This is a genomic window from Bradyrhizobium sp. STM 3809, assembly GCF_000239795.1.
Lineage (GTDB): Bacteria > Pseudomonadota > Alphaproteobacteria > Rhizobiales > Xanthobacteraceae > Bradyrhizobium.
This window is the reverse complement of sequence record NZ_CAFJ01000001.1, coordinates 1-7,690: the sequence shown is the minus strand read 5'-3', so window position 1 is coordinate 7,690 and position 7,690 is coordinate 1. Positions and strand designations below refer to the sequence as shown.

6 protein-coding genes are annotated in these 7,690 nt (G+C 66.6%); 4 read left to right on the top strand and 2 right to left on the bottom strand.

Features of this window, described 5'->3' with window-relative positions; genetic code table 11:
- Positions 1 to 398: TetR/AcrR family transcriptional regulator (locus BRAS3809_RS00030; protein WP_035654665.1), on the bottom strand; the 398-nt coding region annotated here is incomplete at its 3' end.
- Between the two features lie 191 nt (positions 399 to 589).
- On the opposite strand from BRAS3809_RS00030, the gene BRAS3809_RS00025 reads away from it, so the two are divergent.
- From BRAS3809_RS00025 to BRAS3809_RS00015, 3 genes are all read left to right on the top strand, one after another.
- Positions 590 to 1,822: an efflux RND transporter periplasmic adaptor subunit gene (locus tag BRAS3809_RS00025; RefSeq protein ID WP_008960051.1), complete on the top strand. Its 1,233-nt coding sequence runs from the start codon at positions 590 to 592 to the stop codon at positions 1,820 to 1,822.
- Positions 1,823 to 2,102: 280 nt separating this feature from the next.
- Complete coding sequence (locus tag BRAS3809_RS00020; protein WP_008960050.1) at positions 2,103 to 5,282, top strand: efflux RND transporter permease subunit; 3,180 nt, start codon at positions 2,103 to 2,105, stop codon at positions 5,280 to 5,282.
- A gap of 251 nt (positions 5,283 to 5,533) precedes the next feature.
- Positions 5,534 to 5,755: a hypothetical protein gene (locus BRAS3809_RS00015; RefSeq protein WP_035654668.1), complete on the top strand. Its 222-nt coding sequence runs from the start codon at positions 5,534 to 5,536 to the stop codon at positions 5,753 to 5,755.
- A gap of 365 nt (positions 5,756 to 6,120) precedes the next feature.
- On the opposite strand, the gene BRAS3809_RS00010 is transcribed toward BRAS3809_RS00015, so the two are convergent.
- Positions 6,121 to 7,008, bottom strand: a complete 888-nt coding sequence (locus BRAS3809_RS00010) for an SDR family oxidoreductase (protein ID WP_035654658.1) — start codon at positions 7,006 to 7,008, stop codon at positions 6,121 to 6,123.
- A gap of 144 nt (positions 7,009 to 7,152) precedes the next feature.
- On the opposite strand from BRAS3809_RS00010, the gene BRAS3809_RS00005 reads away from it, so the two are divergent.
- Positions 7,153 to 7,581, top strand: a complete 429-nt coding sequence (locus BRAS3809_RS00005; RefSeq protein ID WP_008960047.1) for a winged helix-turn-helix transcriptional regulator — start codon at positions 7,153 to 7,155, stop codon at positions 7,579 to 7,581.
- Positions 7,582 to 7,690: the final 109 nt, after the last annotated feature.

Below are 7,690 nucleotides of genomic sequence, written 5' to 3'. Positions count from 1 at the left end.
TCGGTCTGGGCGCGGCGCGCGGCCAGTTCGAACGGCACATTGGCCGAGCCGGAGCCGCAGGCCAGCCCGCCCTGCACCAGCAGGCAGCCGGGCGGGTTGGACGGATCGGTCTGCTTCTCGGCCACGCCCATCAGCATCCGCGACGTCACTTCGCGCGCGGTCGGCGCGCCCAGCACCTCGGCCATCCAGGCCTCGCGGCGCGCGGTGTAGCGGTCGAGCGCGGCCTTCAGCAGGGCCTCCTTGCTACCGAACGCGGCATAGAGGCTGGGCGGGTTGATGCCCATGGCGTCGGTGAGCTGGGCGATGGTCGCGCCCTCATAGCCATGGCGCCAGAACACCTCCATCGCCTGCTCCAGCGCGGTGTCGCGGTCGAAAGTCCGGGGCCGTCCGATGCCCATCGCAGAATCTCCTGTCTTCGTCTCCGCCCCGATGCGATCTTTATCTATTTGCGATTCCTAGCCATTTCTTTGATCTGCCGCAGCCGCCAAAGTTCCTGCTAGGTTTTTCGTAGTATCCGTTACATAAGTCTCTTGCGGACGAGTTGCCAGCGCCACATTTGTAGCGAACACTACAAATCTGGAGCGCGCCAATGCCTTCGTCCACCCCCGCTTCGTCCGGCCGCCTCAAGAGGTGGCTGAGCACCGTCGCCATCGCTGGCGTGGTCATCGCCGCCGGCTCATATGCGGGCTCGCAATATGTCCACCTGAATCCCATGCCGCAGGCCGCCCGCGCCGCCGCGCCGGAGCAGGCCGTCGCGGTCACCGTTTCCGTCGTCGAGCCGCGCAAGGCGAGCCTCTGGGACGAGTTCTCCGGCCGCCTCGAAGCGGTCGAGCGCGTCGAGGTCCGGCCGCGCGTCGCCGGCGCCATCCTCGCCACCAATTTCACCGAGGGCTCCCTCGTGAAGGCCGGCGACGTCCTGTTCAAAATCGATCCCGCGCCCTATGCCGCGGAGGTCGACCGCGCCCAGGCGCAGCTCGAAGCGGCGCGCGCCCGCGCCGCCTTCGCCGCCAACGAGCTCGAGCGCGGCGCGCAGCTGGTCGGCAATTCCATCGTCACCAAGCGCGACTACGACCAGCGCGACAACGGCAATCGCGAGGCGATCGCCAACGTCAAGGCGGCGGAAGCAGCACTCCAGGCGGCCAAGCTCAATCTCGACTACACGCAGGTGCGCGCGCCGGTCGACGGCCGCGTCGGGCGCATCGAGGTCACCGTCGGCAACCTCGTCGCCGCCGGCTCCGCCTCGCCGGTGCTGACCAACCTCGTGTCGGTCAATCCGATCTATGCGAGCTTCGACGCCACCGAGGACGTCGTGCTGCGCGCGCTGGCCGCCGTGGCCGATGGCTCGGGCAAGCGCGGCAATCTCGACCGCATTCCGGTGGAGATGACGACGTCGGGCGGCATCACGGCGTCGGGCCACATCCAGCTGATCGACAACCAGGTGCAGGGCCAGACCGGCACGATCCGCGTCCGCGCCGTGTTCAAGAACGAGAGCGGCACCTTGATCCCCGGCCAGTTCGCGCGCGTCCGCATGGGCCAGCCGCAGCAGCAATCCCTCGTCCTTCTCGACGAGCGCGCCATCGGCACCGACCAGGACAAGAAGTTCGTGATGGTCGTCGGCGACGACGAGCGCGCGGTGTATCGCCCGGTGACGCTCGGCGGCAGCGTCGACGGCCTGCGCATCATCTCGGCGGGCCTGAAACCCGGCGAGCGCGTGGTCGTCAACGGCCTGCAGCGGGTGCGCCCCGGCGCGCTGCTGAAGACGCAGGTGACCGAGATGGGCGCGCGGGACGGGGCCGATACGAAGCAGATGGCGCAGCGCTGATCATCATTCGAGGCCCGTACGCGAGCGCCACCCATAGCCGTCGTCCCGGCGAACGCCGGGACCCATAACCACCGGCCGTGCTGGTCGACAAAGAAAGATGACCCGCAGTCTTTTTCACCAATCAGCCGTCCGCGGTATGGGTCCCGGCGTTCGCCGGGACGACACCGAGTGTGAGGCGGCAGCGAGATCACATTTGGCGCCCTTCAGCGTCTTTGAACAAGCCTACCGACAACTCACAACGTCAGCCCCGCGCTGACCTCTCCTGACCACGGGGCCTTCCATGAACCTGTCCAAATTCTTCATCGACCGGCCGATCTTCGCAGGCGTGCTGTCGACGCTGATTTTCCTCGGCGGCCTGATTGCGCTGTTCTCCATGCCGATCTCGGAATATCCCGACGTCGTGCCGCCCTCCGTCGTAGTGCGCGCGACCTATCCCGGCGCCAATCCGAAGGTGATCGCCGAGACAGTGGCGACGCCGATCGAGGAGCAGATCAACGGCGTCGAGAACATGCTCTATATGAGCAGCCAGGCGACCACCGACGGCGCGATGACGCTCACGGTCACCTTCAAGCTCGGCACCGATCCGGACAAGGCCACGCAGCTGGTGCAGAACCGGGTGCAGCAGGCCGAGCCGCGGCTGCCCAACGTGGTGCGCCAGCTCGGCGTCATCACCAAGAAGAGTTCGCCCGACCTCACCATGGTCGTGCATCTGATCTCGCCCAACGGCCGCTACGACACCACTTATCTGCGCAACTACGCGGTGCTCAACGTCAAGGACCGGCTGGCGCGCATCGACGGCGTCGGTGACGTCCAGCTGTTCGGCGCCGGCGACTATTCGATGCGGGTCTGGGTCGATCCGCAGAAGGCCGCCGAGCACGGCCTCTCCGCGTCCGACATCGTCAAGGCGATCCAGGCGCAGAACGTCGAAGCCGCCGCCGGCGTGGTCGGCGCCTCGCCGAACGTCAAGGGCCTCGATCTGCAGCTCTCGGTCAATGCGGAGGGCCGGCTCTCAAACGAGGATCAGTTCGCCGACATCGTGGTCAAGACCGGCGCGCATGGTGAGGTCACGCGGCTGCGCGACGTCGCCCGCATCGAGCTCGGCGCCTCGGAATACGGCCTGCGCTCGCTGCTCGACAACAAGCAGGCGGTGGCGATCCCGATCTTCCAGGCGCCCGGCTCCAACGCGCTGCAGATCTCCGACAACGTCCGCGCCACCATGGCCGAGATCGCCAAGACGATGCCGGAAGGCGTCGAGTATCACATCGTCTACGACCCGACCCAGTTCGTGCGCTCCTCGATCGAGGCGGTCGTGCACACGCTGTTCGAGGCCATCGTGCTGGTCGTGATCGTCGTCATCCTGTTCCTGCAGACCTGGCGCGCCTCGATCATCCCGCTGCTGGCCGTGCCCGTATCCATCGTCGGCACCTTCGCCGTGATGCACCTGTTCGGCTTCTCGATCAACGCGCTCAGCCTGTTCGGCCTGGTGCTCGCGATCGGCATCGTCGTCGACGACGCCATCGTGGTGGTCGAGAATGTCGAGCGCAACATCGAATCGGGGCTGTCGCCGCGTGACGCCACCTATCAGGCGATGCGCGAGGTGTCCGGGCCGATCATCGCGATCGCGCTGGTGCTGGTGGCCGTGTTCGTGCCGCTCGCCTTCATTTCCGGCCTCACCGGACAGTTCTACAAGCAATTCGCGCTGACGATCGCGATCTCCACCGTGATCTCGGCGGTGAACTCGCTGACCCTGTCGCCGGCGCTCTCGGCACTGCTGCTCAAGGGCCATCACGACCAGGACCGCCTCACCCGCATCCTCGACCGCTCGCTCGGCTGGTTCTTCCGCGGCTTCAACCGCGCCTTCGTCCGCGCCTCCGACAATTACAGCGGCAGCGTCTCCCGGGTGATTTCGGCCAAGGCCGCCGTGATGGTCCTCTACGTGCTGCTGATCGGCGCCACCGCCTTCTTGTTCAAGCAGGTGCCGGGCGGCTTCGTACCGGGGCAGGACAAGCAATATCTGGTCGGCTTCGCCCGCCTGCCGGACGGCGCCACGCTCGACCGCTCCGAGGAGGTGATCCGCAAGATGAGCGACATCGCGCTGACGCAGCCCGGTGTCGAGAGCTCGATCGCCTTTCCGGGCCTCTCGATCTCCGGCTTCACCAACTCCTCCAATGCCGGCATCGTGTTCTCCGGATTGAAGCCGTTCGACGAGCGCAAGGATCCGTCGCTGTCGGGCGGCGCGATCGCCCTGCAGCTCAACAAGAAATACGCAGGGATCCAGGACGCGTTCATCGCGATGTTCCCGCCGCCGCCGGTCAACGGCCTCGGCACGATCGGCGGATTCAAGCTGCAGATCGAGGACCGCGCCGGCCGCGGCTACGAGGCGCTCAACGACGTCACCACCGCCTTCATGGGCGCCTTGCAGAAGTCACCGGAGATCGCCGGCGCATTCTCGAGCTTCCAGGTCAACGTGCCGCAACTCTTCGCCGACATCGACCGCACCAAGGCGCTGCAACTCGGCGTTCCCGTGACCGAGGTCTTCAACACCCTGCAGATCTACCTCGGCTCCTACTACGTGAACGACTTCAACAAGTTCGGCCGCACCTATTCGGTGCGGGTGCAGGCCGACGCGCCGTTCCGTGCCCGCGCCGACGACATCCGCCAGCTCAAGGTGCGCTCCGCGTCCGGCGAGATGGTGCCGCTGTCGGCGCTGCTGACGGTGCGGCAGAGCGCCGGGCCCGAGCGCGCCATCCGCTACAACGGCTTCCTGTCGGCGGACATCAACGCCGCCGCGGCCCCCGGCTTCTCCTCGGGCCAGGCGCAGGCGGCGGCCGAGCGGATCGCCGCCGAGGTGCTGCCACCGGGCTTCGCCTTCGAATGGACCGACCTGACCTATCAGGAGTTCATCGCCGGCAACTCCGGGCTCTGGGTGTTTCCGCTCGCGATCCTGCTGGTCTTCCTGGTGCTGGCGGCTCTCTACGAGAGCCTGACCTTGCCGCTGGCGATCCTGATGATCGTGCCGATGGCGCTGCTTGCGGCGATGGCCGGCGTCTGGATCTCGAAGGGCGACAACAACATCTTCACCCAGATCGGCCTCATCGTGCTCGTCGGTCTCTCCGCCAAGAACGCGATCCTGATCGTCGAATTCGCACGCGAGCTCGAATTCGCCGGGCGGACGCCGCTGCGCGCGGCGATCGAGGCCAGCCGCCTGCGTCTGCGGCCGATCCTGATGACGTCGATGGCGTTCATCATGGGCGTGCTGCCGCTGGTGCTGTCGACCGGCGCCGGCTCGGAGATGCGGCGCGCGATGGGCGTCGCGGTGTTCTCCGGCATGATCGGAGTCACCGTGTTCGGCCTGTTCCTGACGCCCGTGTTCTACGTACTGCTGCGGACGCTGACCGGGATGAAGCCGCTTATCCAGCATAACGACCACGGCACGGTCGCAGCTCAACCCGCGGAGTAAACAAAAATGTGAACATGCGCGCTGTCGATCGCCGACAACCCGATCGTCCTTTGCTTCGTACAGCCAAGTGACAGTCGGCGTCATCGCCGCGCTCACCCGATGATCCGGTGCACGATCAATTCTCGACAACTGTGAACCGGATCACAGACCAGCGCGGCGAGATGGAGGACGCCAACTCCAGCACGTTGCGCCGACCCGGCGGCCTGTCCCGCACCAGGCCGCCGGGTCATTTGACGAAAGGGAGTTGCAGGATGGATTTTTTGAATCAAATCATCGCAGCCCGGCTGATGAAGACGGCGCAGGGTTTCGAGCGTATCGGCGCTCACGGTGCCGGACGGTTGCTCATTGGCCCGAGGAGCGCCGCTGGAAACGCACGCTCGACGCTTGGCCTCGTCGTCGACAATTCGGCAGCACGCGGTGCATCACTGTCGCAGATCTGCCCGGATCGTGACGGCTGCAGCGCCGCCTTGTAGTTCCGTTCCGGCCCGCCAATCAGCTTCGCCCGTTGTCATCAGGGCGAGCGCATCTGAAGTCAGGGAGCCTCCGCCGCGAACGCTCCCGTCGATGAGGTCCTCCGTCATGCCCGGGCTTGTGCCGCCTGCGTTGCCGAAGCCGCTTCGGCGCAGCGAAAGCCCGGGCACCCATGTCGTTCTCGGCATGCCGAGCGACGTAGATGGCCGGGACAGGCCCCACCATTGACGATGTGGAGAGTGATGGGCGCAAAACTGCGGTCGTCAAACGCGACAGCTCTGCCGTCGTTACGACCAGACACGTGTCCGACCAGCCGCGTCGCGCTGATGCAGCCCTGCTCCGAAGTCGGCGACAGGGCCGCGAGTCCTCAGCCGAAGGCGGCCCTGACCGCAGGCACCCAATCCGTAAAGTTCTGCGGCGGCGCGCCGGTGATGGTCTGATAGTCGCCGGTGACCTCGGCGACGCGGCCCTGCGCGGTGTTGGTATCGAACGAAGCCAACACCTCGGCCAGCGGTCGCGGCAGGCCGGCGCCGACCATGCCCTGGATCAGGCCTTCCAGCGGCACTTGCACCACTTCGATCGGCTTGCCGAGCGCGACCGAGATGATCCGCGCCTGCTCGGCCTTGGTGAGGGCCCTGGCGCCGCTCAGCGTGAACGTCTGCCTGCCCGTGACGTCGCCGGCCAGCACGGTTGCGGCGGCGCGCGCGAGATCGCCGCGGGCGATGTCGGCGGAGCCGCCGCCCTCGTCGGCCGTGAACCAGCGGCCCGACCCGAGGATCCGCGGCAGCGACATGAACAGGTTCTCGAAGTACCAATGATTGCGCAGCACGGTCCAGCCGGCGAGCCTGCTGCCGTGGAGTGCGGCCTCGGTCAGCGCATGGTCCGGGGCGATCAGCAGCGGTGAGTTCACCGGCTTCGGCATCGACGTGTAAACGACGTGCTGAATACCGGCCTGCTCGGCCGCCGCGAGGGCGCGGCCATGCTGCTCGGCGCGAAAACCGGGACGGTCGAGCCTGTCGGTCGAAATCAGCAGCATGCGCTGCGCTCCAGCAAAGGCCGCCGCCAGCGACTGCGGATCATCGAAATCGGCCGCCCGCACGCTCACGCCTTGCGCCGCCAGCTCCTGCAGCTGCTCGGGCTTGCGCGTCGCGGCGATGATGCTGCTGGCCGGCAGTTTCAGCGTGGTGAGGAGGTGACCGATCACGGCGCGGCCGAGTTGGCCGGCAGCGCCGGTCACGAGGAGGGATTTGGACATCGTTAACCTTCGTCGAGGGGTCTTGGGTTGGCAAAGCGCTGGCGAGCTGCCGCGCAGCGGGCTAAAGTCTCTTTTCGAGACCTGCACTACATTAGGAACGACCATCCCCTGCCGAAAGAAGGCAGTTTTTCGGGAGATAGGCACATGAAGGGAACCACCCCGGCGGAAGCAGACGCGTCGCCTTCGACCGAGGGTCCGCGCGCCTGGAAGGAGAAATTCGTCTCGATCGAGGACTGCCCGATCCGCACCGTGATCAACCAGATCGGCGACAAATGGAGCGTGCTGATCCTGGCCGTGCTCGGCACCCGGCCGCACCGCTTCGGTGAGCTCCGGCGCGAGATCGACGACATCTCGCAGCGCATGCTGACGCAGACCCTGCGCGACCTGCAGCGCGACGGACTGATCGCACGACGTGTCATTCCGACCGTGCCGCCGAGCGTCGAGTACAGCGTCACCGCGCTCGGCAAGAGCCTGCTCGAGCCGATGTCGCGGCTGATCGGCTGGGCCGAGCGGCATCAGGCCGAAATCAAGCTGGCGCGGCAGAGGTTCGACGACAGCGTCGCGCCGGAGTAAGTCGCGCAACGCGGACGCGTCCTGTTCGTACGTAGCCGTTGCTGCGGCGCTCTGCCTGCCGAGCATGGTCCTCGCACATGACCACTCCGAGCTTTTCGCGCAACCGTCT

Coding starts and splice junctions, on each gene's coding strand:
- BRAS3809_RS00005 (WP_008960047.1), top strand. CDS start 7,153: ATGAAGGGAACCACCCCGGCGGAAGCAGACGCGTCGCCTTCGACCGAG.
- BRAS3809_RS00015 (WP_035654668.1), top strand. CDS start 5,534: ATGGATTTTTTGAATCAAATCATCGCAGCCCGGCTGATGAAGACGGCG.
- BRAS3809_RS00025 (WP_008960051.1), top strand. CDS start 590: ATGCCTTCGTCCACCCCCGCTTCGTCCGGCCGCCTCAAGAGGTGGCTG.
- BRAS3809_RS00010 (WP_035654658.1), bottom strand. CDS start 7,008: ATGTCCAAATCCCTCCTCGTGACCGGCGCTGCCGGCCAACTCGGCCGC.
- BRAS3809_RS00020 (WP_008960050.1), top strand. CDS start 2,103: ATGAACCTGTCCAAATTCTTCATCGACCGGCCGATCTTCGCAGGCGTG.